1 pseudogene is annotated in these 834 nt (G+C 47.4%); it reads right to left on the bottom strand.

The window, feature by feature from the left end:
• Positions 1–119 precede the first annotated feature (119 nt).
• Positions 120–834: pseudogene (locus CIK04_RS26305) on the bottom strand (helicase-related protein); the annotation flags it as partial.

An 834-nucleotide genomic window follows, 5' to 3' on the forward strand; every position in this document is an offset into this window, starting at 1 on the left:
AATTCTTTATTTAAAGTTACGGGCGAATTAACAAAATCCGCATTTCATTCGTGATGGTCGTCACGTAAAGAAGCAAATTGTTGCAATTTTCAACGTTAGAGTGAGGTGGTAAACGTTTGCTAACTCAGATCCTGCGGCTCAATATCCAAATTCCAACGTACTTTTTTTGCACTGGTAACAAATCGATAGCAGTTTCGGTGACTCGAGAGTATTTTCTGCATCAAGGAACGATTGTTGAGTTTGAAGCAGAAGCTGCCAGCGGTATTTGCCCGCACGTTTGGCTAGTGGGCGGGTGTTGGCGAGCAGAGACAACTGTGATGCAACAAGGGATGAGACTCGAGAGTCATACGCACTTGGCGCAAGAATGTTTCGACGATTTCACTGTGATTGGCTTCTGCGCGAAATAGCGTTAGAAAACTAAACGGGGGAAGTTGGGCAATTTTCCGTTCTTCCAGTGCAGACTGCGCAAAGTGCCGGTAATCCTTGGTCAACAGAGCTTTGAGCAAGCGTGTTCTGATGATGGGTTTGTAAGATCACTTCGCCAGGTTTGCTGGCACGCCCTGCTCGTCCCGCGACTTGAATAAACAACTGAGCCAATCGCTCGGACGCTCGGAAGTCACTGCTGCTATAATGACCCATCAACATCCAATAGTGCCACTAACGTCGAACGTCTGGGAAATCGATGGCCTTTAGTCCAGCATTTGCGTGCCAATTAAAATTTGGTATTCCCCTTTGCGAATGGCTTCTAAAGCGCTTTCGAGGCTACCTTTGCGTCGTGTGCTATCGCGGTCGATGCGAATTGCTTTGTAGTCAGGAAACAGGGTCGTCAACTGG

It is taken from the genome of Vibrio sp. 03_296 (assembly GCF_002265885.1).